Annotated in this window: 20 protein-coding genes and 1 pseudogene; 5 read left to right on the top strand and 16 right to left on the bottom strand. The window is 73.7% G+C overall.

Annotated elements, in window-relative coordinates; genetic code table 11:
* Positions 1-100: 100 nt before the first annotated feature.
* The 7 genes and pseudogenes from IG63_RS0118600 to IG63_RS0118565 all read right to left on the bottom strand — a co-directional run bounded on the left by IG63_RS0118600 (position 101) and on the right by IG63_RS0118565 (position 8704).
* Positions 101-778, bottom strand: coding sequence for a response regulator (locus IG63_RS0118600; RefSeq protein ID WP_030485848.1), 678 nt, complete (start codon positions 776-778; stop codon positions 101-103).
* Positions 775-3231, bottom strand: a complete 2457-nt coding sequence (locus tag IG63_RS0118595; protein ID WP_245604505.1) for a DUF4118 domain-containing protein — start codon at positions 3229-3231, stop codon at positions 775-777. Before IG63_RS0118595 ends, IG63_RS0118600 begins: the two co-directional genes overlap by 4 nt.
* A gap of 95 nt (positions 3232-3326) precedes the next feature.
* A complete protein-coding gene (kdpC, locus tag IG63_RS0118590; protein WP_084597323.1) occupies positions 3327-3947 on the bottom strand; it encodes a potassium-transporting ATPase subunit KdpC in 621 nt (206 codons plus the stop codon).
* A gap of 10 nt (positions 3948-3957) precedes the next feature.
* The gene (kdpB, locus tag IG63_RS0118585) at positions 3958-6051 is read right to left on the bottom strand and encodes a potassium-transporting ATPase subunit KdpB (protein ID WP_030485845.1); all 2094 of its coding nucleotides are present in this window, start codon (positions 6049-6051) and stop codon (positions 3958-3960) included.
* Positions 6048-7702: pseudogene (gene kdpA / locus IG63_RS21045) on the bottom strand (potassium-transporting ATPase subunit KdpA). Before kdpA ends, kdpB begins: the two are co-directional and overlap by 4 nt.
* A complete protein-coding gene (gene kdpF / locus IG63_RS22335) occupies positions 7702-7791 on the bottom strand; it encodes a K(+)-transporting ATPase subunit F (RefSeq protein WP_157210292.1) in 90 nt (29 codons plus the stop codon). Before kdpF ends, kdpA begins: the two are co-directional and overlap by 1 nt.
* A 367-nt stretch (positions 7792-8158) precedes the next feature.
* Complete coding sequence (locus tag IG63_RS0118565; protein WP_051707200.1) at positions 8159-8704, bottom strand: YflT domain-containing protein; 546 nt, start codon at positions 8702-8704, stop codon at positions 8159-8161.
* A 188-nt stretch (positions 8705-8892) separates the two neighbouring features.
* On the opposite strand from IG63_RS0118565, the gene IG63_RS0118560 reads away from it, so the two are divergent.
* Positions 8893-10437 carry a lysyl oxidase family protein gene (locus IG63_RS0118560; protein WP_084597321.1) on the top strand — a complete coding sequence of 515 codons (1545 nt, stop codon included), beginning with the start codon at positions 8893-8895 and terminating at the stop codon, positions 10435-10437.
* 18 nt (positions 10438-10455) lie between these two features.
* Here IG63_RS0118560 and IG63_RS0118555 read toward each other — a convergent pair whose 3' ends face one another.
* Both IG63_RS0118555 and galE read right to left on the bottom strand, forming a co-directional pair.
* Positions 10456-11223 carry an SDR family NAD(P)-dependent oxidoreductase gene (locus tag IG63_RS0118555; protein WP_030485842.1) on the bottom strand — a complete coding sequence of 256 codons (768 nt, stop codon included), beginning with the start codon at positions 11221-11223 and terminating at the stop codon, positions 10456-10458.
* Positions 11224-11251: 28 nt separating this feature from the next.
* Positions 11252-12223, bottom strand: a complete 972-nt coding sequence (gene galE / locus IG63_RS0118550) for a UDP-glucose 4-epimerase GalE (RefSeq protein WP_030485841.1) — start codon at positions 12221-12223, stop codon at positions 11252-11254.
* 122 nt (positions 12224-12345) lie between these two features.
* Here galE and IG63_RS0118545 point away from each other — a divergent pair, with 122 nt between their 5' ends.
* Genes IG63_RS0118545 through IG63_RS0118535 form a run of 3 tightly spaced genes read left to right on the top strand, consistent with a single transcriptional unit; the run spans position 12346 to position 15112 of the window.
* Positions 12346-14037, top strand: coding sequence for a sodium:solute symporter family protein (locus tag IG63_RS0118545; RefSeq protein ID WP_030485840.1), 1692 nt, complete (start codon positions 12346-12348; stop codon positions 14035-14037).
* Between the two features lie 10 nt (positions 14038-14047).
* Entirely contained in the window at positions 14048-14326 is a 279-nt protein-coding gene (locus tag IG63_RS0118540) for a hypothetical protein (RefSeq protein WP_030485839.1), read from the top strand.
* A gap of 6 nt (positions 14327-14332) precedes the next feature.
* Positions 14333-15112 (top strand): esterase/lipase family protein, encoded by a 780-nt coding sequence (locus tag IG63_RS0118535; RefSeq protein WP_051707196.1) that lies wholly within the window; start codon positions 14333-14335, stop codon positions 15110-15112.
* Between the two features lie 267 nt (positions 15113-15379).
* On the opposite strand, the gene IG63_RS0118530 is transcribed toward IG63_RS0118535, so the two are convergent.
* From IG63_RS0118530 to IG63_RS0118515, 4 genes are read right to left on the bottom strand one after another with little or no spacing between them, the layout of a single operon-like run.
* Complete coding sequence (locus IG63_RS0118530) at positions 15380-16192, bottom strand: ABC transporter permease (protein ID WP_030485837.1); 813 nt, start codon at positions 16190-16192, stop codon at positions 15380-15382.
* Positions 16189-17109 (bottom strand): ABC transporter ATP-binding protein, encoded by a 921-nt coding sequence (locus IG63_RS0118525; protein WP_211249394.1) that lies wholly within the window; start codon positions 17107-17109, stop codon positions 16189-16191. The genes IG63_RS0118530 and IG63_RS0118525 overlap by 4 nt, the downstream gene beginning before the upstream one ends.
* The gene (locus IG63_RS0118520; protein ID WP_051707194.1) at positions 17106-18176 is read right to left on the bottom strand and encodes a sigma-E factor regulatory protein RseB domain-containing protein; all 1071 of its coding nucleotides are present in this window, start codon (positions 18174-18176) and stop codon (positions 17106-17108) included. Before IG63_RS0118520 ends, IG63_RS0118525 begins: the two co-directional genes overlap by 4 nt.
* A 40-nt stretch (positions 18177-18216) precedes the next feature.
* Entirely contained in the window at positions 18217-20607 is a 2391-nt protein-coding gene (locus tag IG63_RS0118515) for a glycoside hydrolase family 31 protein (RefSeq protein WP_211249393.1), read from the bottom strand.
* 166 nt (positions 20608-20773) lie between these two features.
* Between IG63_RS0118515 and leuS the strand changes: the two genes are divergently transcribed.
* Positions 20774-23269, top strand: coding sequence for a leucine--tRNA ligase (leuS, locus tag IG63_RS0118510; protein WP_030485833.1), 2496 nt, complete (start codon positions 20774-20776; stop codon positions 23267-23269).
* A 212-nt stretch (positions 23270-23481) separates the two neighbouring features.
* Here leuS and IG63_RS0118505 read toward each other — a convergent pair whose 3' ends face one another.
* Genes IG63_RS0118505 through IG63_RS0118495 form a run of 3 tightly spaced genes read right to left on the bottom strand, consistent with a single transcriptional unit; the run spans position 23482 to position 26506 of the window.
* Entirely contained in the window at positions 23482-24483 is a 1002-nt protein-coding gene (locus tag IG63_RS0118505; protein WP_030485832.1) for a sugar phosphate isomerase/epimerase family protein, read from the bottom strand.
* 14 nt (positions 24484-24497) lie between these two features.
* Complete coding sequence (locus tag IG63_RS0118500) at positions 24498-25643, bottom strand: Gfo/Idh/MocA family protein (protein ID WP_036196228.1); 1146 nt, start codon at positions 25641-25643, stop codon at positions 24498-24500.
* A complete protein-coding gene (locus IG63_RS0118495; RefSeq protein ID WP_030485830.1) occupies positions 25640-26506 on the bottom strand; it encodes a sugar phosphate isomerase/epimerase family protein in 867 nt (288 codons plus the stop codon). Before IG63_RS0118495 ends, IG63_RS0118500 begins: the two co-directional genes overlap by 4 nt.
* Positions 26507-26576 lie beyond the last annotated feature (70 nt).

Here is a 26576-nt window from a genome sequence, read left to right as displayed (position 1 = left end):
ACGCCGACTGGCTCCACTTCTACAATCACCACAGACCCCACACCGGCATCGAAGGTCTCGTCCCTGCCGACCGCATTCACAACGTCACGGGGAACTACATCTAGGGCTCGAAGCGGTAGCCCATGCCCGGCTCGGTCAGCAGGTGGCGCGGCCGGGCGGGCTCGCGCTCGAGCTTCTTGCGCAGCTGGCCGACGTAGAGCCGCAGGTTGCCCTGGGCGGTCTCGTAGCCGGGCCCCCAGACCTCGGCGAGCAGCCGGGCCTGGGTCTGCAGCCGGCCGGGGTGGCGCAGCAGCTCCTCCAGCAGGTGCCACTCGGTGGGGGTCAGGTGCACGTCGTCGCCGTCGCGGGTCACGCGCCGGGCGGCGAGGTCGACGGTGACCGACTCGAGCTCGACCACCGGCAGCTCGGCGCCGCTGGGTGCGGCGCGGCGTACCAGCTCGCGCAGCCGGGCGAGCAGCTCGTCCATCTCGAAGGGCTTGGTGACGTAGTCGTCGGCACCGGCGTCGAGCGCCTCGACCTTGTCGAGGGAGTCGGACCGGCCCGAGAGCACCAGCACCGGTACGCCGGTCCAGCCGCGCAGTCCGGCGATCACCTCGCGGCCGTCCATGTCGGGCAGCCCGAGGTCGAGCACCACCACCTCGGGCTTGTGGGACGCGGCCTCGGCCAGGGCGCGGGCGCCGTCCGGCGCGGTGCGGACGTCGTAGCCGCGGGCCCGCAGGTTGATGGTGAGCGCCCGCGCGATGGCCGGCTCGTCGTCGACGACGAGCACCCGGGTCACGAGGCGCTCCGCTCGCGCAGACCGGGTCCGCGGGGCTCCGGCTCGCTGGCCGCGCGGCGCAGCCGGACCACCATCGTCAGCCCCCCGGCCGGCGTGTCCTCCGCCTCGAGCTCGCCGCCCATCGCCTCGGCCAGCCCGCGGGAGAGGGCGAGACCCAGCCCGACGCCGCCGTCGTGGTGGCCGTCGCCGAGGCGCTGGAAGGGCGCGAAGATCTCGTCGCGCCGCTCCGGGGGCACGCCGGGGCCGCGGTCGACCACCCGCACCTCCACCCGGTCGGCGACCGCGCCGACGACGACCCGGACGGGGCGGCCGTCGGGGGAGTGGCGCACCGCGTTGGCCAGCACGTTGACCAGCACCCGCTCGAGCAGGCCGGGGTCGGCCTCGACCTCGAGCGGCTCCGCTGGCAGCTCGAGGACGACGCGGCCGTCGCGCCCGTCCAGGTCGTCGACCGCCCGCGCGCAGACCTCGCCGATCCCCACCGGCTGCAGCGAGACGGCGATGGCCCCGGCCTGGAGCCGGCTCATGTCGAGCAGGTTGGCGACCAGTGCCGCGAGCCGGTCGAGCGCCTCGTCGGTGGCGGCCAGCAGCTCCTCGCGGTCGGTCTCGCTGAGCTCGAGGTCGGCGCTGCGCAGCGTCGCGACCGAGGCCTTCGCCCCGGCGAGGGGGGTGCGCAGGTCGTGACCCACGGCGGCCAGCAGGGCCGTGCGGGTGCGGTCGACCTCGGCCAGGGCCCCGGCCTCGTCGGCGCGTGCCTGCAGGGTGCGCCGGTCGAGCACCACCTCGAGCTGGCTCACGCACGCGGCGAGCACCCGCTGGTCGTCGGCCCCGAGCAGGTGCCCGCGCAGCGCCAGCCGACGTCGTCCGACCGCGACGACCGTGTCGGCGTCGTCCTCGCTCGCGTGCGGCCCGGCGGTGGCCAGCACCGCTCCGTCGTCCCAGAGCGTCACGGCGTCGAGGGCGAAGGTGACGCGCAGGCGCTCGAGCATCCGCTCCACCGAGTCGCCGGGGGCCAGCGCGGCCGACGCCAGGTCGGCCAGCGTCTCCGACTCCGCCGCGGCACGCGCCAGCTGCCGGCTGCGCCGGGCCGCCCGGTCGACGACCGAGCTGACGAGCATGGCCACCGCCACGAAGACGAAGAGGGCCAGGGCGTTGTTGGCGTCGCCGACCAGGAGCGTGCCGTAGGGCGGGGTGAAGAAGTAGTTCAGCGCCGCCGACCCGAGCAGCGCCGCCAGCAGCGCCGGGCGCAGCCCGCCGACCAGCGAGACGAGCACCGTCAGCAGCAGGAAGAGCAGCATGTCGCTGACCAGGTTGACCTCGCCGCGCAGCGGGAGGAGGGCGAGCACCAGGGCGCCGGAGGCCACCACCGCCAGGGCGTACGCCGCCGCGGTGCGCCGCGGGTCGAGCGGGCTGGCGGCGCGGCGACGTCCGCCGCCGGTGGCGGCCTCCCCGTGGCTGACGATGTGCACGTCGATGTCGCCGGAGTCGCGGATGGTGCGTGCGCCCACCCCCGCCCCGGTGAGCAGGGCGGCGAGGCGGCTGCGGCGGCTGTCGCCGAGCACGAGCTGGGTGGCGTTCTGGGCGCGCGCGAAGTCGAGCAGCGCCTCGGCGACGTCGTCGCCCCGGACCTGGTGGTAGCTCGCGCCGAGCGACTCGGCCAGCCGGCGCAGCGCCGGGAGGTCGGCGCCGGTGGCCTCGCGCAGGCCGTCGGAGCGGGAGACGTGCACGGCCAGCAGGTCGCCCCCGGCTCGGGTCGCCACGCGGGAGGCCCGTCGCAGCAGGGTCTCGCCCTCCGGACCGCCGGTGAGCGCCACCACGACGCGCTCGCGGGTCTCCCAGGTGCCGGTGATGTCGTGCTGCTCGCGATAGCTGTGCAGCGCGTCCTCGACGCGGTCGGCGGTCCACAGCAGGGCGAGCTCGCGCAGGGCGTTGAGGTTGCCGGCGCGGAAGTAGTTCGCCAGGGCCGCGTCGACCTTCTCGGGGGCGTAGACGTTGCCGTGCGCCAGGCGCCGGCGCAGCGCCTCGGCGGTCATGTCGCGCAGCTCGATCTGGTCGGCGGCCCGCACCACCGCGTCCGGCACCGTCTCGCGCTGGGTCACGCCGGTGATCTTCTCCACGACGTCGTTGACCGACTCCAGGTGCTGCACGTTGACGGTCGTGACCACGTCGATCCCGGCGGCCAGCAGCTCCTCGACGTCCTGCCAGCGCTGGGGGTTGCGGGAGCCGGGCACGTTGGTGTGCGCGAGCTCGTCGACCAGCGCGAGCCGGGGGCGGCGCGCCAGCACGGCGTCGACGTCCATCTCCTGCCAGTCGCTGCCGCGGTAGTGCGACGTACGCCGCGGCACCACCTCGAGGCCCTCGAGCATCTCCTCGGTGTGCGGACGGCCGTGGCACTCCACGAAGCCCACGACGACGTCGGTGCCGCGCTCGAGGCGGCGGCGGCCCTCGCCGAGCATGGCGTAGGGCTTGCCCACCCCGGGCGCCGCGCCGAGGTAGACCCGGAGCCTCCCGCGAGGACGCGCGTCGTTTACGGCACCATCCTGCCCCCGCGTCACCCGGTGAGCTCGTCGAGCGCCAGGTTCAGTGCCAGCACCTCGACGCGGGGCTCGCCCAGGAAGCCGAGCGTCCTCCCGTCGGTGTGGTCGCTCACGAGCCGGCGCACCTGCCGCTCGGTGAGCCCGCGCTCGCGCGCCACCCGCGCGACCTGCTGCGCGGCGTACTCGGGGCTGATGTGGGGGTCGAGACCGGAGCCACTGGCCAGCAGCGCGTCAGGCGCGACGTCGGCCGGGTCGACGCCGTCGGCCGCGGCGACGCGCGCGCGGCGCTCCTCGACCTGGGCGAGCAGCTCGGGGTTGTCCTGGGCGAGGTTGCTCGCGCCGGTGGCGAGCGGGTCGTGGCCGCCGGCCGACGGTCGGCCCCAGAAGTACGCCGGGTCCTCGCCGTGGTCCTGGCCGAGCAGCGCGGAGCCGACGACGACGCCGTCGCGGGTGACCAGCGAGCCGTCGGCCCGGGCCGGGAAGGCCACCTGGGCGGCACCCGTGACGAGCAGCGGGTCGGCCAGCCCGAGCACCAGCGTCGCGAGCAGCACGGCGCGCACGGCGACGCCGAGCTGGCCCAGGGGCCTGCCGCGATGGCGGGAGCCACGGGTCGGGGAGGGAGCGGTGGTCGTCATCGGGGCGTCCTCACGCGATTCCGGGGATCTGGGCGACGAGCAGGTCGATCAGCTTGATGCCGACGAAGGGCGCGACGAGGCCGCCGATGCCGTAGCGCACCAGGTTGCGGCGCAGCAGCGAGGAGGCGGACGCCGGCACGTAGCGCACGCCGCGCAGGGCGAGCGGCACCAGCGCGACGATGACCAGGGCGTTGAAGACCACCGCCGACAGGATCGCCGACTCCGGGCTGGCCAGGCGCATCACGTCGAGCGTGGCGAGGCCGGGATGCACGCCGGCGAACATCGCCGGGATGATCGCGGAGTACTTCGCCACGTCGTTGGCGATCGAGAAGGTCGTCAGCGCGCCCCGGGTGATGAGCAGCTGCTTGCCGATGCCGACCACCTCGATGAGCTTGGTCGGGTCGGAGTCGAGGTCGACCATGTTGCCCGCCTCCTTGGCCGACGCGGTGCCGCTGGCCATCGCGACGCCGACGTCGGCCTGCGCGAGCGCGGGGGCGTCGTTGGTGCCGTCGCCCGTCATCGCGACGAGGCGGCCGCCCTCCTGCTCCTGACGGATCAGGCGCATCTTGTCCTCGGGGGTGGCCTCGGCCAGGAAGTCGTCGACGCCCGCCTGCGCCGCGATCGCCCGCGCGGTCAGCGCGTTGTCGCCGGTGATCATCACGGTGCGGATGCCCATGGTGCGCAGCTGGGCGAAGCGCTCGGCCATGCCGTCCTTGACCACGTCCTCGAGGCTCACGACGCCGAGCACGCGCGCCTCGCCGCGGCGTACCTCGGCGACGAGGAGCGGGGTGCCCCCACCCGTCGAGATCCGCTCGACAACGGCGTCGACCTCGGCAGGGACCTCGCCCCCGTGGTCGCGGACCCAGGCCGTGACCGCATTGGCCGCGCCCTTGCGGACCTCGCGCTCGGGCAGGTCGACGCCCGACATCCGGGTCTGCGCGGTGAACTCGACGAAGCGGGCGTCGGGCAGGTCGTGCGTGCTCCGGACGGGTACGCCGTGGGCGGTGCGCGCGAGGGTGACCACCGAGCGACCCTCGGGGGTCTCGTCGGCCAGGCTCGACAGCTCGGCGGCCGCGGCCAGCTCGGCGGCGTCGACCCCCGGCAGCGGCGCCAGCTCGCGCGCCTGCCGGTTGCCGTGGGTGATGGTGCCGGTCTTGTCGAGCAGCAGGGTGTCGACGTCGCCGGCGGCCTCGACCGCCCGGCCCGACATCGCCAATACGTGGTGCTGGACCAGCCGGTCCATGCCGGCGATGCCGATGGCGGAGAGCAGTGCGCCGATCGTCGTCGGGATCAGGCAGACGAGCAGTGCGGTGAGCACGACCGTCGGCTGGCGCGCCCCGCTGTAGACCGCGAAGGGCTGCAGCGTGACCGTGGCGGCGAGGAAGACGATGCTGAGGCTGGCGAACAGGATGTCGAGCGCGATCTCGTTGGGCGTCTTCTGGCGGTCGGCGCCCTCGACCAGCGCGATCATCCGGTCGACGAAGCTCTCCCCGGGCCGGGTGGTGATGCGCACGACGATGCGGTCGCTGATCACGCGGGTGCCGCCGGTGACCGCGGACCGGTCACCCCCGGACTCCCGGATGACCGGGGCGGACTCGCCGGTGATCGCGGACTCGTCGACGCTCGCGACGCCCTCGACGACGTCGCCGTCGCCGGGCACCACCTCGCCGGCCTCCACCACGACGGTGTCGCCGAGTCGCAGCGCCGAGGCCGCCACGTCCTCCTCGGTGCCGTCGGCGCGGAGCCGGCGCGCCCGGGCCTCCTGGGTGGCCCGGCGCAGGGTGTCGGCCTGGGCCTTGCCGCGGCCCTCCGCCACGGCCTCGGCGAGGTTGGCGAAGAGCACCGTCAGCCAAAGCCAGGCCACGACCACCCAGGCGAAGACGCTGGGGTCGAGCGCGGCGCTCACGGTCGCCACCGCGGCACCGACCTCGACGACGAGCATGACGGGCGAGGCGACCATCACCCGGGGGTCGAGCTTGCGGACGGCCAGGGGGAGCGCGGCCGCCAGCGTCGCCGGGTCCCAGATGCTGGCGGGGGCGCGCCGGCGCCGCTGGTCCTCCTGCGCCGGTGGGGGTGTGCTGCTGCCGGTGGTGGTCGTGCTCATGCGAGCCCCTCCGCGAGCGGTCCCAGCGCCAGCACCGGGAAGAAGGTGAGGCCGGCCACGACGAGCGTCACGCCGGTGAGCAGCGAGCCGAAGAGGGGCCCGTGCGTGGGGAGCGTGCCGGCCGTGCGCGGCACCTCCTGCTGCGCGGCGAAGGCCCCGGCCAGGGCGAGCACGAGCAGGATCGGCACGAAGCGGCCGAGCAGCATGGCCACGCCCAGCGCGACGTTGTAGTAGTCGGTGCCGGCCGAGAGCCCCGCGAAGGCCGAGCCGTTGTTGTTGGCCGCCGACATGTTGGCGTACAGGATCTCGGAGAGGCCGTGCGGACCCGGGTTGAGGGCCGAGCTCCGCGGACCCGGCAGGGCGACCGCGAGGGCGGTTCCGACGAGCACGACCACCGGCATCGTGAGGATGTAGAGGGAGACCAGCTTCATCTCCCGGGCGCGGACCTTCTTGCCCAGGTACTCCGGCGTGCGCCCGACCATGAGGCCGGCCACGAAGACCGTGAGCACGGCGAGCACGAGGATGCCGTAGAGACCGGAGCCCACCCCGCCCGGCGCCACCTCGCCGAGGCCCATCAGGGCGATCAGCACGCCCCCCGCCACGCCGCCGTAGGAGGAGTGGAAGGAGTTCACCGCCCCGGTGCTGGTGCCGGTGGTGGAGACGGCGAAGAGCGTGGAGCCCGGCACGCCGAAGCGCACCTCCTTGCCCTCCATGGAGGCGCCGGCCGCCTGCGAGGCGGCCCCCGGGTGGTGCAGCTCGAGCAGCGTGACCGCGAGCACGGCGCCGGCCCACAGCACGCCCATCACGCCGAGCACCGCGAGGCCCTGGCGCCGGTCGCCGACCACCTGGCCGAAGGTGCGGGTGAGTGCGACCGGGATGAGCAGCAGCAGGGAGACCTCGAGCAGGTTCGAGACCGGCGAGGGGTTCTCGAAGGGGTGGGCGGAGTTGGCGTTGTAGAAGCCGCCGCCGTTGGTGCCGAGCTCCTTGATGGCCTCCTGGCTCGCGACGGGCCGGTGACGGTCTGCGCCTGCCCGGCGAGCGTCGCCGCCTCGGTGCCGGCGGAGAGGTTCTGCACCACGCCGAGCGCCACCATCAGGACCGCGGTGACCACGGCGAGCGGCAGCAGCACCCGGACCACCACGTGCACCAGGTCGACCCAGAGGTTGCCGACGCGGTCGGTGCGGTGACGGGTGAGCCCGCGGAGCAGCGCGAAGGCCACGGCGATGCCCACCGCGGCCGACAGGAAGTTCTGCACCGTCAGCCCGGCCATCTGCACCAGGTGGCCCATGGTCGACTCGCCGGAGTAGGCCTGCCAGTTGGTGTTGGTCACGAAGGACACGGCGGTGTTGAAGGCCAGGGCCGGCGGCACGTCGGGCAGCCCCAGCGACAGCGGCAGGTGCGACTGCACCCGCTGCAGCAGGTAGAGCAGCACCATCCCGGCCAGCGAGAAGGCCACGACCGCACGGGCGTACACCGGCCAGCGCTGCTCGCCGTCGGGGTCGACGCCGAGCAGGCGGTAGGTGCCGCGCTCCACGGCGAGGTGGCGCGGCGAGGTCATCGTCCGGGCCAGGTGGTCACCCAGCGGACGCCAGGCCAGGGCGAGCAGCAGCACCAGCGTGGCGACCTGGAGCCACGGCGCGAGCGCGGCCATCAGAACCGCTCCGGGAGCAGCAGAGCGGCCAGCAGGTAGCCGAGCAGCCCGAGGGCGAGGACGAGGCCGACGACGTCGCCAGGGGTCATGCCGCTCACCCCTCGAGCAGCCGGATCACGAGCAGGGCGACGCCGGCGAAGGCGATCATGGCGAGGGCGAAGCCGATGTCACCCACGAGGGGCTCCGCCGGCGGCACGGGTGGTGGTCACGTCCCCATCACACGGCCGCGCCCGCCCGGACCGGACCGTCCTGACGGACTCCTAACGCCGCTGCGGTGCTTTCCTCACGTCACCCTCACGCCCACGCCGACCCGCCTCATATGTACGCCGACCCGCCTCATATGCACGCCCATCCGGCTCGAATGACGGAATCTCAGGCGGATCGGCGTGCAGATGGGACGGGTCGGCGTGCATCTCAGGCGGGTCGGCGTGCACGTGCGCCGGGTCGGGGCGAGGGTCAGGAGGGATCGGGGTCCTGGTGGCGCTGGGGATCGAAGCCGAGCTGGGGGTCGACCCCACCGAGCTGCTGCAGCAGCTCGCGCGCCCGCGCGGCGTGCTTGTGCTCGCACAGCAGCTCGTAGCGGGTGGCGACGACCTGGCTCACCGAGGTGAAGTCGCGCCGACCGCGGGTGGCGGCGTAGCCCGCCGCGGCCCAGAGCACGCCGAACACGGCGCCGAAGAGCATCGTCGACACCAGCACCGCGAGCGCGTCGCTGGTGCCGAAGAGGGCGAAGATCAGGCCGACGAAGAGGCCGAGCCACACCCCGGACGCCGCACCGCCGGCGAGCACCTTGCCCCAGGTGAGGCGTCCGGTGACGCGCTCGACCTGGCGCAGCTCGGTGCCGACGATGAGGCAGTCCTGCACCGGGAAGTCGTGGTCGGCGAGGTGGTCGACGGCGCGCTGGGCGTCGGCGTACTGCTCGAACGTGCCGAGCGACATCGGGAAGTCGAGCGAGAGCAGACCGGCCGTGGCCGCGCGTCCGCCGAGGGGCTGTTGGGTCATGACCCCAGTGTGGACCCTCTCCTCGTGGGCGCCTCGCGACACAGTCGGGAGCGGTCGGGCTGCGAGCGGCAGCAGCGTGTATAGACCGGCTGCCGTGGGGGTCTGGTCGTGCTGGCGCGGCGCGACACCACGGGTGTTGGGTGAGCGCACCGGGCGGCTCGGGTGCAGCCAGAGACGGAGGGCCGGCCATGAGCGGAATCGGAACGACCAGGACACGGCGGGCGGGCGTCGCCACGGCGGCAGCGCTGGCACTGCTCACGACCGGTGCGTGGCAGGTCGGGGGCACTGCCTCGGCGGCCGGTGCGCCGACCGAGGTCGCTGCGCCGTCGGCGGCCCCCGCCGTGTCGCTGCTGCGCGCGACACGGCAGACCACCGCACCGCTCTACGACGGACGCGCCTACGTCGAGCTGGGGGTGCACGTGGTCGCGGGTGACGATCCCTTCGAGGTGCGCGTGACCCGGCCGAGCTACCGCGACAAGCTGCGCGCCACGGTGTCGGACGCCGCGGCTGTGCGGGCGCTGCCGCGCGGGTTCGTCAAGGAGGACTTCAGCGGCCTGCGCCGCTTCTTCCGACTGACCGTGGTCGACCGCGCCGGGTCCACGGTGGTCGACCGACGACTGCCCTTCTGCCCCAACTCCTACGCGCAGGTGCGCCGTCGGGTGGACGCTCCGAGCACGTCGCCCTACGGCTACGGGTGCGAGGCCAACCGCTACGCCCTGGGGCAGGTCTGGGGGCTGCAGGCGGGCTGGGCCACCCCGGCGCTCGAGGGGGTGTCGCTGCCGTTGCAGCGGGGCCGCTACCGCGCCACGCTGTCGATCTCTCCAGGATGGGTGAGCCGGCTGGGCCTGACCGACGACACCTCCGCGACCGTCCGCTTCACCGTGGTGCCGTCGGAGGATGGTGAGGGCGAGGAGATGCGCCGGGACCACGTGGGCACCAGCTCGGCGACCGAGAAGCGGGACGTCCGTCCCTCCGGGTCGGCGCTGCGCCGACTGCCGGAGACCGACGCCGCGTCGGCCACCGCCGACGGGGCGGTGCTCTCCGACCTCCGCTCACTGCCCGCCTGGGGGATCCGGATGCAGGGCAACCAGCTGCAGTTCTCCGCCACCGTGTGGAACGCCGGCCCGTCGCCGCTCGTGGTCGACGCCTTCCGGCGCGGTACCGACAGCGACCTCATGGACGCCCACCAGTACTTCTACGACAGCGACGGCCGACAGGTCGGCCACGCGCCGGTCGGCACGATGGAGTGGGACGCGCGCGACGGTCACCACCACTGGCACTTCACCGACTTCGCCTCCTACCGGCTCCTCGACGCCGACAAGCGGGTGGTGGTGCGCAGCCGCAAGGAGGCCTTCTGCCTGGCCAACACCGACGCGGTCGACTACACCGTCCCGGGCGCCAACTGGCGACCTGACAACACCGACCTCCACACCTCGTGCGGTGACCGGGGCTCGGTGGCGGTGCGGCAGACGCTGGAGACCGGCTCGGGGGACACCTACGCGCAGTTCCTGCCCGGGCAGTCCTTCAACGTCCGCAACCTCCCCAACGGCGTCTACTACATCCAGGTCCTGGCCAACCCCGAGGGCGCGCTGCACGAGTCGAGCACGGCCAACAACGCCGCTCTGCGTCGCGTGGCCCTGGGGGGCAGGCCGGGGAAGCGCACCGTGCGGGTGAGTCAGGTCGGTGTGATCAAGGAGCCGCCCGTCGAGGACGGGTTCCGGCGCGTGCGCTGAGCGCCGCAGGGGAGGCGATCAGGTGATGGTCATGCCGCCGTCGACCGGCAGCGTCTGGCCGGTGATGTAGCCGGCGGCGGGGGAGGCGAGGAAGACCGCCGTGGCCGCGAGCTCACGCGCGTCGCCCTTGCGGCCGGCGGGGATGCGGGCCATGGCCTGGTCGAGGTAGCCGTCGGGGTAGGTGTCGGTCATCTCGGAGGCGAAGAAGCCCGGCGCGAGGGCGTTGACGCGGATGCCCTTGCGCCCCGTCCACTGCTGGGCCAGGTCGCGGGTCAGCCCGATGAGGGCGGCCTTGGTCGCGGAGTACGCCGCCTGCGGCAGGCCGGCGGTGGTGAGGCCGAGCACCGAGGAGATGTTGATGATCGACGACCCCGGCTCCATCACCCGGCCGCAGGCCTGCGCCATCCAGTAGCAGCCGTTGAGGTTGACGTCGACGACCTGGCGGAACTGCTCCGGGGTCTCGCGGGTAGCGGGCACGGCCGTGCCCACGCCGGCGTTGTTGACCAGCACGTCGACGCGGCCGAAGGCCTGCATCGTGGCGTCGACCAGCGCCTGGCACGACTCGGGGGAGCTGACGTCGGTCTCGACCGTGAGCGCGCGGCGCCCGGCCGCCTCGACCAGCGCTGCGGTGTCGGCCAGCCGGTCGACCCGCCGGGCTCCCAGGGCGACGTCGGCCCCGGCCTCGGCGAAGCCCTGGGCGAAGGCGACGCCCAGCCCCGAGGAGGCTCCGGTGACGACCACGACCTTGCCGTCGAGGGAGAAGAGGTCGGTGATCGGTGCGCTCATGAGGGGATCATCGCACCGGCGCCGCGCGTCAGCCCGCCTGCGCCGCCGACGACCGGGCGCGCCAGGCGGAGGCGACCATGTCGTCGAGGGTGTGGCGCATCCGCCAGTCGAGGTCGCGGGCGGCGGCCTCGCCGGTGGCGACGATGCGGGCGGGGTCGCCGGGGCGACGAGGTGCGATCTCGGGGGTGAAGTCGATGCCGGTCACGCGGCGTACGGCGTCCATGATCTGCGCGACCGAGACGCCCTCGCCGCTGCCGAGGTTGTAGACGGGCTGCAGCTCCTCACCGGCCGCGAGGCGACGGGCGGCGACCGCGTGGGAGTGGGCGAGGTCGGCGACGTGCACGTAGTCGCGCACGCAGGTGCCGTCGGGGGTGTCGTAGTCGTCGCCGTTGATGCGCGGCGTCCGCCCGGCGAGCAGCAGGTCGAAGACGATCGGGAAGAGGTTGTGCGGGCTGGTGTCGTAGAGGTCGTCGCTGCCGGAGCCGACCACGTTGAAGTAGCGCAGCGAGGTGTGCCGCAGCCCCGTGGCGACCGCATGGTCGCGGATCAGCCACTCGCCGACCAGCTTGCTCTCGCCGTACGGCGACTCCGGCCGCGTCGGCGTCTCCTCGGTGACGAGGTCGACGTCGGGGGTGCCGAAGGTGGCGGCGCTGCTCGAGAAGACCAGCGCGTCGACCCCGGTCTCGGCCATGGCGGCGAGCAGGTGGGCGGTGCCCGTGACGTTCTGCTCGTAGGTGTGCAGCGGCCGCTCGACCGACACGCCGGCGTACTTGAAGCCGGCGAGGTGGACGACGCCCTCGACGGCGTGCTCGCGCAGGGTGCGCGCCACCAGGTCGGTGTCGAGGATCGAGCCCTCGACGAACGCCGCGTCGTCGCCGACGAAGGCTCGGTGACCGCTGGAGAGGTCGTCGAGGACGACCACCTCGAGTCCCTGCTCGACGAACGCACGCACCACGTGCGAGCCGATGTAGCCCGCGCCTCCGGTCACCAGCCAGCTCATGGCGGGGACTCTACGGCGGACGGGGTGCGTGGCAGACGGCGCCGGGAGGAGTAGCGTGCCGACGCGGTGGTTGCCCCTGACCACCGTCCGCTCGACTCGGAGGTGTGGCCCGCGTGTTCGTCATGGCAGCTGAGGAGCAGCTCCGGCTCGACGTCAACTGGATCGACTACCTGATCGTCGCGCTCTACTTCGTCTTCGTCCTCGGCATCGGCTTCGCGGCCCGCCGGTCGGTCAGCAGCAGCATCGACTTCTTCCTCTCCGGACGCTCGCTGCCGGCGTGGGTCACCGGTCTGGCCTTCGTCGCGGCCAACCTCGGCGCCGTCGAGATCATCGGCATGTCGGCCAACGGCGCCAACTACGGCATCCCCACCGTGCACTACTTCTGGGTGGGCGCGGTGCCGGCCATGCTCTTCCTCGGCATCGTGATGATGCCCTTCTACTACGGGTCCAAGGTCCGCTCGGTCCCCGAGTTCATGCGCCGCCGCTTCGGCACCGGCGCCCACCTGGTCAACGCGCTGAGCTTCGCGCTCGCGCAGCTGCTGATCGCCGGCGTCAACCTCTTCCTGCTCGCGACGATCGTCGAGGTGATCCTGGGCTGGCCCCTGTGGGTCTCGCTCTTCGTCGCGGCCGCGATCGTGCTGTCGTACACGACGCTCGGCGGCCTGTCGGCGGCGATCTACAACGAGGTGCTGCAGTTCTTCGTCATCGTCGCCGCGCTGCTGCCGCTGACCCTGGTGGGCCTGCACATGGTGGGCGGCTGGGACGGCCTGAAGTCGCGCGTCGCCGAGAGCACGGGCGGCGCGGAGCAGCTCTCGTCGTGGCCGGGCACGGCGCTGACGGGCTTCGACAGCCCCTTCTGGTCGGTCGTCGGCATCGTCTTCGGTCTCGGCTTCGTGCTGTCCTTCGGCTACTGGACCACCAACTTCGTCGAGGTCCAGCGCGCCATGGCCTCCAAGTCGATGGCCTCCGCGCAGAGCACGCCGATCATCGGCGCCTTCCCCAAGATGTTCGTGCCCTTCATCGTGATCTTCCCCGGCATGATCGCCGCGGTCCTGGTCAACGAGATCTCCGAGCCGAAGAGCTCCGGGGGCACCCCCGACTACAACAACGCCTTGATCTACCTGATCCGCGACCTGCTGCCCAACGGCATGCTGGGGCTCGCGATCGCCGGTCTGCTGGCGTCCTTCATGGCCGGCATGGCGGCCAACATCTCGGCCTTCAACACGGTCTTCTCCTACGACCTGTGGGAGACCTACGTGGTCAAGGACCGCGAGGACGGCTACTACCTCAAGGTCGGCCGCGTGGCGACGGCGCTGGCGACGGTGGTCGCGATCGGCACCGCGCTCTTCGCCTCTCAGTACAACAACATCATGGACTACCTGCAGACGCTCTTCGGGTTCTTCAACGCACCGCTCTTCGCCACCTTCATCCTCGGCATGTTCTGGAAGCGGATGACGCCCACGGCCGGCTGGGTGGGCCTGGTCTCGGGCACCCTGGCCGCCGTGCTGGTCGCGGTGCTCAGCGAGGGCACGCTGGGCGTGCTCTCGGTCGGGGTGCTGCCGCTGTCGGGGCAGGGCGCGAGCTTCGCGGCGGCGGGCGCGGCGTTCGTGGTCGACATCGTGGTCAGCGTGCTGGTCACGATGGTCACGGCCCCCAAGCCCGAGAGCGAGCTGCGGGGTCTGGTCTACTCGCTGACACCCAAGGCCGACTTCCACGACGACACCGACGTGGACCTCGCCTGGTACCAGCAGCCGACCAAGCTGGCCGGGATCGCCCTGGTCATGGTCATCGCCCTCAACGTCGTGTTCTGGTGAGGTGGACGTCATGAGCGAGCAGTCGCAGCAGTCGAGCGGGCGCAGGGCGGCAGGCGCCTTCGACATCCGCAACTTCATCGGCCTGCTCCTGGGGCTCTACGGCGTGATCCTCGTGGTCGCGCAGTTCCTCGACAGCGAGGAGCAGCTGGCCAAGGCCGACGGCCTGCGGGTCAACCTGTGGACGGGGCTCGCGCTGCTGGTCACCGCGCTCGTCTTCTTCGTGTGGGCCAGGCTGCGGCCGATCGTGGTGCCCGAGGACGGACCCGAGGGCCACTCCGACGGGTCCTGACCCGGCGTGCTGGAGTCGCTGTCACCGGCGCGGCGCCGGCTGCTGCTCGGGCTCGTCGTGCTCGTGGTGGTCGCCACGGGTGCGGCTGTGCTCGCCCTCGTGCGGGGTGGCCGTGCCCCGGAGGTCGACCAGGCCGTGCCGGGACCGGTCGTGGTGGTGCCCGGGTACGGCGGCGACGTCGGCTCGGTGGAGCCCGTCCGGCGGCTGCTGACCGCCGCGGGCCGCGAGGTGTCGGTCGTCGACACGCCGGGCGACGGCACCGGCGACCTGCGCGACCAGGCGCGGACGCTCGGCGAGGTCGTCGACGAGGCGCTCGCGGCGTCGGGGGCCGACTCGGTCGACCTCGTCGGCTACTCCGCGGGCGGCGTGGTGGCCCGGTGGTACGTGCGCGAGCTCGACGGCGCCGACGTCGTACGCCGCGTGGTGACGCTCGGCTCGCCCCACCACGGCACCGACAACGCCGCGACGGCGCTGGCCGCGGCGGGCTCGTGCCCGCCCGCCTGCGAGCAGCTGGCGCCCGACAGCGACCTGCTGCGGCGCCTCAACGCGGGCGACGAGACGCCCGCGGGGCCCCGCTGGGCGACGCTGCGCACCCAGGACGACACCGTCGTGGTCCCGGTCGACAGCGCCGCGCTGGAGGGGGCGACCAACGTGCTGGTGCAGCAGGTGTGCCCTGCCGCGACCACCACGCACGGCGAGCTGCCCGGCGACCCGGTGACGCGGGAGCTGCTGGCCGCGGCGCTCGGCGAGGCCGCCCCGTCGGCGCCGACCTCGGCCGCCTGCTGAGCCTGCCCTGCCCTCGGCAGGGGTGGTCGAGGTGCCCGAGCCCCTGGGCGAGGGCCTCGAGACCCGGTGAGGTGGGGCCGGTGGCGGGGACGTGCGGGGGTCTCGAGGCTCGCTGGCGCTCGCACCTCGACCACCCTGTGGGGGCGAGGGCCTCGAGGCCCGGTGAGGTGGGGGCGGTGGCGGGGACGTGCGGGGGTCTCGAGGCTCGCTGGCGCTCGCACCTCGACCACCCTGTGAGGGCTCCCACAACCTCACGGGGAACTACAGCTAGCGGGCGACGTCCTTGGTGGCGAAGTTGGCCCAGGCCGCGCCCGCGAAGACCACCAGGTAGGCCAGCTGCGTCAGGGTGCCGTCGACGACGTCGCCCCACCGGATCGGATCGCGGAAGAGGTCGACGAAGGCCAGCCAGTGGCGGGTCATCAGGTAGGGCTCGAGCGGCTCGGCGGCGTCGAGGCCGAGCAGCACGGTCGAGGCGATCAGCAGCCCGATGGTGCCGAGGGCCGCCCCCACTGACGACTCCGTCAGGGTGCTGAAGAAGAGCGCGATGGCGGCGACGCCGAGCATGCAGAGCACGACGTAGACGAAGGTCATCGCGGTGCGCACGTACATCTGCTCGGGTGTCAGGGTGCTGCCCGAGACGCTCACCGTGCCGGTGACGGGCGCGTCGCCGAGGAGCAGCAGGCCCAGCACGTAGCCGACGACGGCGACCGCGAGCGTCGCCAGCACGACGAAGGCCACGACGCTGACCAGCTTGGCCACGAGCAGCCGCGCCCGCGGCACCGGCCGCACGAGCAGGTAGCGCAGCGTGCCTCCCTGTGACTCGCCGGCCACCGCGTCGCCCCCGACCACGGCCACCGCGACGGGCAGGAAGAGCGGCAGCACCAGCCCCAGCGCCGCGAGCGGGAAGAGCGTGCCGTCGGTGAGCACCGCGGAGAGGAAGGGCGGACCCGTGCCCGGGCGAGGGCCGAGGTCGGTCAGCGCGAGCAGCACCGCCACGACCGCGGGCAGCGCGTTGAGCGCCGCGATCGTGATCCACGTGCGCGGCCGACGCAGCAGCTGCCAGAGCTCGACCCGGATCACGACGCCTCCCGGGCCGCGCCGGTGGCGGCGAGCACGACCTGCTCCAGGCTGCGCCGCTCGGGCCCGAGCTCGGCCACCGGGATCCCGGCGCCGACGAGCTCGGCGTTGAGGGCGGCGGCGTCGGGGGAGCGCACCAGCAGGACGTCGCCGTCGCGGTGCTCGACGCGGCCCGCCAGCAGCGCGACCGCGCGGTCGGGGTCGGGGGTGCGCAGCCGCACCCGGCCGGTCGGGGCGTGCAGCTCGGCGAGGTCGTCCTGCAGCACCAGCCGCCCGTCGGCCAGGACGCCGACCCGTGTCGACATCTGCTCGACCTCGGCCAGCAGGTGGCTGGAGAGCAGCACGGTGGTGCCCTCGCGGTTGAGCGCCAGCAGCAGCTCGCGGATCTCGGTGATGCCCTGGGGGTCCAGGCCGTTGGTGGGCTCGTCGAGCACGAGCAGCTCGGGTCGGCGGAAGAGCGCGGCCGCGAGGCCCAGCCGCTGCCGCATGCCGAGGGAGTAGGTGCGTACCGGACGCCGGTCACCGGGGTCGAGGCCCACATGCTCGAGCACCTCGTCGGTACGCCGCCGGCGTGCCGCGCGGCGCAGCGAGCCGCCCCCCGCCGCGTCGAGCACCTGGAGGTTGGCGCGGCCCGAGAGGTGGGCATAGCCCCCCGGGCCCTCCACCAGGGCGCCCACCCGCGTGAGCACGCGGTCGACGGCACGCGGGACGGGCTGGCCGAGCAGGTGCACCTCGCCGGAGGTCGGACGCACCAGGCCCAGCAGCATCCGGATCGTGGTGGTCTTGCCGGAGCCGTTGGCGCCGAGGAAGCCGTAGACGTCGCCGCGGCGTACCTCCAGGGCGACGTCGTCGACGGCCCGCACCCCGCCGCGGTAGAGCTTGGTCAGGGCCTGCGTGCGCACCAGGGGCTCCTCGCTCACGCCGCCTCCTCCAGCTCGTCGGCCGCCCGGTCCACGGTCGGCAGCGTGACGGTGCCGACGAGCAGGTAGGCGCGGTCGCCGATCCGCGCGAGGACCACCGAGAGCGGTCCGAAGGCGACCGCGAGGCGCGAGCCCGTGTCGCGCGTGGCGCGCACCTGGCGCAGCTGGTCGCGCAGGCCGCGCGCCACCGAGTCGCGCAGCGGCAGGGCGGCCAGGGCGGTGGGGCCCCGGCCGTAGACGCCGAGGCCGGACTCGCGCGACTCCTCGCGGCGGGGCAGCCCGGCCAGCCGCTCCGGGGGCGTGATGCCGCCGGCCCGCCCGGGGCCGCCCAGCCCGACGCCGCGGCCGTACTCCAGGCCGTCCCCGAGGTCGAGGGCGGTCTCGCGTGCCGTCGGACGGCGCAGGTCCAGGTCCGTGACCTCGCTGGCGAGCGCCGGCGCGGCCTCGTCGTCGGCGTACACCTCGACGCGCAGCGGCAGGCCGCTGGCGTGGTCGGCCCACAGGTCGACGCGGTCGATCGTGGAGCGGGGGTCGGCGGGGGCGAGCCGGAGGCCGGCGGCGGGCCGCCCGGCGACGCGGTCGTCGGGGAGCCGGGTCAGCTCGTCGTCGTCCGCGCCCGCGAGCATCCGCCGGGCGAGGGCGAGCGGCACCACGTCGGGGTCGTCGGGCAGTCGCAGCGTGGAGACCGGGGTGAAGGTCACCCGGTTGCCCTCGTAGCGCCAGCGCAGCGTCACGTCGCCCGCCCGCACCAGGTCGGTCTCCCCGCTGGGACGCACCCGGTCGACGCGGTACTCCTCCGGGGAGCGCCACCAGACCCGCAGCGTGCTCGACTCGCCGAGCAGGCGGGCGACGCCGTCGAGCGTGGCGTCGCTCTGCGGGATCTCGACCGACCCCTGGCTGCGGACCTCGCCCGACCAGCCCGTGCCGGCGGAGGCCCGCACCGCCTCGGCCACCTCGACCGGGCTCGCGTCGCTCGGCTCGACCGGCCACGCGCGCACCAGCACCGGCGCTCCGACCAGCCCCACGGCCACGGCGAGCACCAGCAGCCAGCGTGCCGCGGGGACCACGCTGCCACCGTACGCAGGGTCAGGTTGGGCCAGGTTGGGGTCAGGCTCGGGTCGCGGCGGGGTCGGCCAGCACCAGCTCGAGCACGGCGTCCTCCAGCGCACGGTCGAGCTCGAGACCGCGCACGGCGGCGGTGGCCCCGGCCGGGCCGGTCGCCGCGTGCACGGCCCGGTGCACGGCGAGCTTGGTGTCGTGCTCGACCTGGCAGCGGTGGAGCAGGTCGTCGACCTGCTGCCGCGTGCGCTCCCAGCCGTACGGCGCGAGCTCGCCCAGCCGCACCACCAGCTCCTCGTCCGGCGACGTCGAGCCGAGCTCCGCACGGGTGCCGACAGGCCCCTCGGCGGCCGCCAGGAGCTCGTCGCCGCGGGTGACGTGGGCCGTGGCGCCGAGCACCGTCAGGTGCCAGGTGCGGCTGGTCGGCACCACACCGGCGGCACCCTCGACCGGGCCGATCCGCAGCGTCGCGCTCGCGGCGTCGTAGCGCAGGGGTGTCGTGGCCCGCTCTCCTCCGAGGGCGCCGTCGTCCTCGACGAGGTCGAAGGAGCCGTCGGCCCCGGGGGCGAGCACCAGCTCCATCACCTCGGGGTGCCCGACGCCGACCAGGGCGTCCTCGTGGCCGGCGAGGGGCAGCAGGGCGCCGTCGGGCAGCAGCACCGGGTAGCCGTCGCCCGGGCGGTGCAGCCGCAGCGCCCGGCCACCGGCGTAGCGGGTGCCGGTGAGCAGGTCGGTCCAGCCGCCCTCGGGCAGCCACGCCCGGGTGCTCCCCAGCAGCAGCCGGGGGTCCTGCGGCGAGGTGATCGCGGCGACGACGACCTCGGTGCCGAAGCGGAACTGCGAGGGCACGTCGTAGGCCGCCCGCTGCTCCGGGTGCTCCCAGTACATCGGCTCCACGAGCGGCAGCGACTGCTCGGCCGCGCGCACGTTCATCGTGTGCAGGTAGGGCACCAGCCGGTGCCGCAGCCGCAGGAAGCGGTCGATCGTGCCGCGGGACTCCGCCGGGAAGGACCACGGCTCCTTGCGGATGAAGGGGTGCAGCGTCGAGTGCAGCCGCAGCACGGGGGAGAAGCAGCCCAGCTGCACCCAGCGCACGCTGAGCTCGTCGTCGCGACGCCCCCACAGGTGACCGCCGATGTCGTGGCTCCACCAGCCGTAGCCGATGTTGGAGGCGGTCGCCGTGAAGTGGGGCTGGAAGGCCAGCGACTCCCAGCTGACGACGGTGTCGCCGGAGAAGCCGATCGGGTAGCGGTGGCTGCCGGGGCCGGCGTACCGGCTGAAGGTCAGCGGCACGTCGCCGTCGCGCCCGGAGTCGTTGTAGTGGGCGATGTTGAGCAGCCACAGCGGGTCGACGCCGGGGACGCGGGTGTGCGACCCCTGCTGCCAGTCGAGCCACCAGAAGTCGACGCCGTCGTCCTCCAGGGGGTGGTGCAGCAGCTCGAAGTAGGCGTCCATGAAGGTCGGGTCGGTCGGGTCGAAGGCGACCGGCAGGCCGCTGTCGGGGTCGAGGCCCATCGCCGCCGCGACGCGGGGGTAGGCGTCCTCAAAGGACCGGACGCCGTCGGCGGGGTGCACGTTGAGCGTCACCCGCAACCCCCGCTCGTGCAGCTCGCGCAGGAAGGCCGGGGGGTCGGGGAAGAGGTCGGTGTTCCACGAGTAGCCGGTCCAGCCGACGCCGTGGCGGGGGTCGATGTCGACCCAGTGCCAGTCCATGTCGATCACCGCGACGGAGAGCGGCACCCGCTCCTCGTCGAAGCGGTCGAGCAGCTCGAGGTACTCCTGCGCGGAGTACGGGTGGTAGCGGCTCCACCAGTTGCCGAGGGTCCAGCGGGGCAGGCGCGGCACCGGGCCGGAGACCGCGTGCAGGTCGGCGACGGCGCCGCGGTAGTCGAAGCCCCGGGCGAAGACGTAGAGGTCGCGGTGGCCCGGGCGGCGCGGCGCGGGCGCGCCGTCCTCGAGCAGGAACGAGGCGGAGTCGTCGATCACCGCGATGCCGCTGCGCGAGACCACCCCGCCGTCGAGCGGGACGGCGCCGTCGGCCTCGTCGAGGGTGCGGGTGGTGCCGCCGAGGCCGTCGGCGGGCTCGCCGAAGCGCCACACGCTGGTGTGGCTGCTGTCGAGGCTGCGCGGCACGGTGACCTTCAGCCCGCTCGGGCTGAAGGGGCCGCCGTCGTACTCCAGGTGCAGGCAGGCGGTGTCGAGCTCGACGCGGCCGCCGTCGGCCCGGCGCACGTCGTACGACGGCACGGGCAGCGCCCGGTTGACCGCGAAGGTGCTGGCGCGGTCCTCGAAGTCGCCGGTGTCCGACCACTCCAGCCGCACCAGCCCGGGGGTGAGCACGGTGAGGCGCCAGCGGTCGCCGGTCAGCACCGCTTCGGGATCGGCGACGGGGTCTCCGGGCACGCGCAGGCGGTCGTCCACGGGTCGGGTCCGGGTCACGGGCTCTCCTCGGTCGGGGTCGGGCGGTGACCACGGTAGGATGCCCGGTGTGACACGCACCCTGCTCCTTGCCTAGCCGCGTCGAGACGACGCGGCCGCCCCTCTCTGCGAGGGGCTTTTTCATGTCGTGACGACTGGGCGGAGCAGACCAGAGGGAAGTGGAGAGATGAGCGACCACGCGAACCAGGCGCACCAGGCCGCCGACGCCGACGTGCACTACGACGTGCACGCGACGGAGGCCAAGTGGCTGCCGGTGTGGACCGAGCTCGACCCGTTCCGCGCCGACGACGCGAGCCCGAAGCCCAAGCGGTACGCGCTCACGATGTTTCCCTACCCCTCGGGTGACCTGCACATGGGCCACGCGGAGGTCACGGCCATCCACGACGTCATCGCGCGCTACTGGCGCCAGCGGGGCTTCGAGGTGATGAACCCGATCGGCTGGGACTCCTTCGGCCTCCCGGCGGAGAACGCCGCGATCGTGCGCGACGAGCACCCGGCGACCTTCACCTACGCCAACATCGAGACCCAGGCGGAGTCCTTCAAGCGCTACGCCGTCTCCTTCGACTGGTCGCGCCGGCTGCACACCTCCGACCCGGAGTACTACCGCTGGACGCAGTGGCTCTTCCTGCGCTTCCGCGAGCAGGGCCTGGCCTATCGCAAGAACTCCCCGGTCAACTGGTGCCCGCAGGACCAGACGGTGCTGGCCAACGAGCAGGTCGTCGACGGCCACTGCGAGCGCTGCGGCGCCGAGGTGACCAAGCGCGAGCTGACGCAGTGGTACTTCAAGATCACCGACTACGCCCAGGAGCTGCTTGACGGCCTCGACGAGCTCGAGTCGACCTGGCCCGCCCGCGTCGTCACCGCGCAGCGCAACTGGATCGGCCGGTCCGAGGGCGCCCACGTCGACTTCCCCGTGGAGGGTCGCGACGAGCCGCTCACGGTCTACACGACCCGGCCCGACACCCTCTTCGGCACCACCTTCATGGTCGTCGCCGCCGACGCGCCGCTGGCGGCCGAGCTGGTCAGCGACGAGCAGCGGCCGGCGTACGAGGCCTACCTGGCGCAGACCCGCAAGGCCTCCGACATCGACCGGCTCTCCACGGAGCGGCCCAAGACGGGCGTCGACCTGGGCGTGCGCGCCACCAATCCGGTGACCGGCGAGAAGCTCCCGGTCTACGCCGCCGACTACGTGCTGGCCGACTACGGCACCGGCGCGATCATGGCCGTGCCCGGGCAGGACCAGCGCGACTGGGACTTCGCCGCCGCCTTCGGCCTCCCGGTCAGGCGCACGGTGCAGCCGCCGGAGGGCTGGGAGGGCGAGGCCTTCACCGGCGACGGCCCGGCCATCAACTCCGCCAACGACGAGATCTCCCTCGACGGGCTGCCGGTCGAGCAGGCCAAGCGCGAGACCATCGCGTGGCTGGAGTCCAAGGGCTTCGGCCGCGGCACCGTCAACTACCGGCTGCGCGACTGGCTGCTGTCGCGCCAGCGCTACTGGGGCGTGCCGATCCCCGTCGTCCACTGCGAGGCGTGCGGCGAGGTGCCCGTGCCCGACGACCAGCTGCCCGTCGAGCTGCCCGAGCTGCGCGGCGCCGACCTCAAGCCCAAGGGCGTCTCGCCCCTGGCCGCGGCGACCGACTGGGTCAACGTCGACTGCCCGTCCTGCGGGGGGCCCGCCACGCGGGACACCGACACGATGGACACCTTCGTCGACTCGTCCTGGTACATGTTCCGCTACTGCTCGCCCGGCCTGGAGACCGCGCCCTTCGACTCCGCGCAGGTCAACGCCTGGATGCCGTGCGACGTCTACGTCGGCGGCGTCGAGCACGCGGTGCTCCACCTGCTCTACGGCCGCTTCTTCACCAAGGTGCTGGCCGACATGGGCCTGGTCGACTTCCGCGAGCCCTGGAGCTCGCAGGTCAACCAGGGCGTGGTGATCAACCAGGGCAAGAAGATGAGCAAGTCGCTCGGCAACGGCGTCAACCTCGGCGACCAGCTGCGCGAGTTCGGCGTCGACGCGGTGCGGCTGACGCTGGTCTTCGCCGGCCCGCCCGAGGACGACATCGACTGGGCCGACGTCTCACCCGCCGGCTCGCTGCGCTTCCTGCAGCGCGCCTGGCGGCTCTCCGGCGACGTCACCTCGCCCGCGGGCACGGCCGCCGACGGCGGCGACGTCGCGCTGCGGCGTACGACGCACCGCACGGTCGCCGACGCCGCCGAGCTGGTCGAGAGCCGGCGCTTCAACGTCGTGGTAGCCCGGGTCATGGAGCTGGTCAACGCCACCCGCAAGGCCATCGACTCCGGACCCGGCGGCGCCGACCCCGCCGTGCGCGAGGCCGCCGAGGCGGTCGCCGTGCTGCTCTCGCTCGTGGCGCCGTACACCGCGGAGGAGATGTGGGAGCGCCTGGGCCACGAGCCCACCGTCGCCCTGGCCGGCTGGCCCGAGGTCGACGAGTCGCTGCTGGTCGAGGACTCCGTCACCGCCGTCGTGCAGGTGCAGGGCAAGGTGCGCGGCCGGCTCGAGGTGGCGCCCGACATCTCCGCCGCCGACCTCGAGGCACTCGCCCTCGCCGACCCCGCCGTCGTCCGCGCCCTGGAGGGCAAGACCGTGCGCAAGGTGATCGTCCGCGAGCCCAAGCTCGTCAACATCGTCGCCTCCTGACCCGCCGAGAGGTCACTGACGTACCGCCGAGAGGTCACTGACGTACCGCCGAGAGGTCACTGCCTGACCGCCGAGAGGTCACTGCCTGACGGCAGAGGTCAGCCAGTGACGCCTCGGCGGTAAGCCAGTGACGCCTCGGCGGTCGGCCAGTGACGCCTGGGCGGTCAGGGAGTGACGCCTGGGCGGTCAGGGAGTGACCTCTCGGCGGAGAGTCAGTCCTGCTTGAAGGCGGCGTCGAAGGAGGCGGTGGCGGGGGGGAAGTCGAGGGCCTTGAGGTAGGCGAGGGCCTCGGGGGCGCCGTGGAGGCGGTCCATGCCGGCGTCCTCCCACTCCACGCTGATGGGGCCGTCGTAGCCGATGCTCGCGAGCGCCCGGAAGCAGTCCTCCCAGGGGACGTCGCCGCGGCCGGTCGACACGAAGTCCCAGCCCCGGCGCGGGTCGCCCCAGGGGAGGTGCGAGCCGAGCCGGCCGTTGCGGCCGTTGCCGACGCGCATCCGGGTGTCCTTGCAGTCGACGTGGTAGATCCGGTCGGCGAAGTCGGTGATGAAGCCGACGGGGTCGAGGTCCTGCCAGACCATGTGGCTGGGGTCCCAGTTGAGGCCGAAGGCCGGCCGATGGCCGATCGCCTCGAGGGTGCGCACCGTCGACCAGTAGTCGTAGGCGATCTCGGAGGGGTGCACCTCGTGGGCGAAGCGGACGCCGCACTCGTCGAAGACGTCGAGGATCGGGTTCCACCGGTCGGCGAAGTCCTGGTAGCCGGCGTCGATGGTCGCGGCCGGCACGGGCGGGAACATCGCGACGTACGGCCAGATGGAGGAGCCGGTGAAGCCGATGACGGTGTCGACGCCGAGGGCGCGCGCGAGCCGCGCGGTGTCCTTCAGGTCCTCCGCGGCGCGCTGCCGGACGCCCTCGGGGTCGCCGTCGCCCCAGATCCGGGAGCCGATGAGGTCGCGGTGGCGCGCGTCGATCGGGTCGTCGCAGACGGCCTGGCCCTTGAGGTGGTTGGAGATCGCCCAGAGCCCGAGGCCGTGGCGCTCGAGGATGCCGAGTCGCTCGGCGACGTAGTCCTCGTCGTCCCAGCGGGAGGCGTCGAGGTGCTCCCCGCTGACGGCGATCTCGAGGCCGTCGTAGCCCCAGCCGGCGGCCAGCCGCGCGACCTCCTCCAGGGGCAGGTCGCCCCACTGGCCGGTGAAGAGGGTGAATCGTCGGGACATGGCTCCTCCTGGGGTCAGACCGCCGCGGCCGCGGCGGGGGAGAGGACGACGCGGCGTCCGTCGGCGGCGCTCTGCTCGACGGCGCTGAGCACGCGCTGCACCTCGAGCCCGTCCTCGAAGGACGGCGTGGGGTCGGTGCCGTCGCCGATGGCGCGCAGCAGGTCGGCTGCCTGGTGCACGAACGTGTGCTCCCAGCCCAGCACGTGGCCCGGCGGCCACCACGCGTCGACGTACGGGTGGCCGGGGTCGGTGACGAGCACGGTGGCGGTGCCGCCGTGGGTGTCGCGGTCGTGCACCCGGAGCTCGTTGAGCCGCTCCAGGTCGAAGCCCAGGGAGCCGTGCTCGCCGTAGACCTCGATGGTGAGGGAGTTGCGGCGGCCGGCGGCCACCCGCGAGACCTCCAGCGAGCTCACTGCCCCGCCGTCGGTCTCCAGCGTCGCCCAGGCGGCGTCGTCGACGGTGACCGGCTCCGGGCCGTCGGGGCCGGGCCGCTGCGCGACGAAGGTGCGGGTCGTGGCGCTCACCGAGGTGACCTCGTGGCCGGTGAGGAAGCGCAGCTGGTCGACCGCGTGCGAGGCCAGGTCGCCCAGCGCGCCCGAGCCGGCGGTCTCCCTGCGGAGCCGCCAGGTCATCGGGGCCGCGGCGTCGGTGAGCCAGTCCTGCAGGTAGGCCAGCCGCACCTCGCGCACGGCGCCGATCTGCCCCGAGGCGACCAGCTCGCGGGCGAGCGCGAGGGCGGGCACCCGGCGGTAGTTGAAGCCCACGGTCGAGCGGACGCCGGCGCTGCGGGCGAGCCGGGCCGAGCGCACCATCGACTCGGCCTCCGCGAGGTCGTTGGCCAGCGGCTTCTCGCACAGCACGTGCTTGCCGGCCGCGAGCGCGGCCTCGGCGACCTCGGCGTGGAGGTGCCCGGGCAGGCAGACGTCGACGAGGTCGACGTCGTCGCGGGTCAGCACCTCGCGCCAGTCGGTGGCGCTCGACTCCCAGCCGTACGCCGTCGCGGCCGCGGCCACGCGGGCGGCGTCGCGGCCGACGAGGACCGCCTGCCGCACGGCGGGCACGTCGGGGAAGAAGGCCCCGACGCTGCGCCAGGCGTGGGAGTGGGCCTTGCCCATGAAGGAGTGGCCGATCACGGCGACTCCCAGGGGACGGGTGCTCATGCGGGACCTCCGGTGAGGGTTCGCAGGAAGGCCAGCCCGTCACGGGCCAGGTCGTCCTGGGTGGGGGCGAGCGGGCGCCAGATGGAGGCGGCCGTCGCGATCGAGGCGTTGTCGGCGGTGAAGCTCTCGATGACCAGCGGACCGTCGTACGCCGCGTCGTCGAGCGCCGCGAGCAGCGCGGGCCAGTCGGTCTGGTCGCCGCCGGGGGCGCCGCGGTCGTTGCCGCAGACCTGCACGTGCACGACGTGCCCGGCCGCGCGGCGTACGGCGTCGCTGCTGGAGCGCTCCTCGATGCCGAGGTGGTAGGTGTCGAGCGCGAGCCCGACGGGGTGGGTGCCGAGCAGCGGGCCGAGCGCCTCGAGCGCCTGGTCGACGGTGTTGAGCAGCGAGGTCTCGTAGCGGTTGAGCGGCTCGATGCCGATCGCCACGCCCGCCTGGGCGGCGTGCTCGAGGACGGGCAGCAGGTGCTCGCGCAGCTCGGCGTACGCCGCCTCCCGCTCGGCCGGCGTCATCCGCCACACCCGGCCGGTGGCGGCGTAGAAGGGTCCGCAGACGGCGGCGGCCCCGACGGCGTGGGCGAGGTCGACGCAGGCCCGGAGATAGTCCTGCGTCGACCTCACCTCGTGGCCCTCCACGGACACGAGGTCCCTGCCCGGCGCCATCGCCCCGACGAGGCAGGGGATCAGGCCGGTCTCCTCGAGCACCGGCCGCAGCACGGCCGGGTCGAGGTCGCCGGGGCTCTCCAGCGGCAGCTCGACGGCGTCGAAGCCCGTCGCCGCGACGTGGCGCAGCAGGTCGGGTGCGGTCGCGTCGGTGAGCGGCGAGGTCCACACCCAGGTGTTCACGCCGATCGGTCGTCGCATCGCGGTGCCTTCCTCGGAGCAGGGTCGGGGGCCGGGGGACGTCGTGGCCGTGGCGGGCCACGACGTCCCC

This window comes from Nocardioides aequoreus (genome assembly GCF_000720335.1).
GTDB lineage: Bacteria > Actinomycetota > Actinomycetes > Propionibacteriales > Nocardioidaceae > Marmoricola > Marmoricola aequoreus.
This window is presented reverse-complemented; position numbering and strand designations above follow the sequence as displayed.